General features: G+C 48.9%; 1 rRNA gene. It reads left to right on the top strand.

Features of this window, described 5'->3' with window-relative positions:
- Positions 1–177: 177 nt before the first annotated feature.
- Positions 178–438: ribosomal RNA gene (locus tag LZP96_RS24025) — 16S ribosomal RNA — on the top strand; the annotation flags it as partial.

Raw genomic sequence — 438 nt, 5'->3', positions numbered from 1 at the left:
ACCTCGCAACGGTGAGCGAAAGCCGCGTTGCACTGCTCTTTAACAATTTATCAGACAATCTGTGTGGGCACTCAAAGTGACATGGATTCTAACGTCGCAAGACGCTAAATGAATACCAAAGTCTCTGAGTGAACATACGTAATTCATTACGAAGTTTAATTCACGAGCATCAAACTTAAATTGAAGAGTTTGATCATGGCTCAGATTGAACGCTGGCGGCAGGCCTAACACATGCAAGTCGAACGGTAGCACAGAGAGCTTGCTCTCGGGTGACGAGTGGCGGACGGGTGAGTAATGTCTGGGAAACTGCCTGATGGAGGGGGATAACTACTGGAAACGGTAGCTAATACCGCATAACGTCGCAAGACCAAAGAGGGGGACCTTCGGGCCTCTTGCCATCAGATGTGCCCAGATGGGATTAGCTAGTAGGTGGGGTAA

Origin of the sequence: Huaxiibacter chinensis, from assembly GCF_022171985.1 — a bacterium.
Taxonomy (GTDB): Bacteria; Pseudomonadota; Gammaproteobacteria; order Enterobacterales; family Enterobacteriaceae; genus Enterobacter; species Enterobacter chinensis_A.
This window is presented reverse-complemented; position numbering and strand designations above follow the sequence as displayed.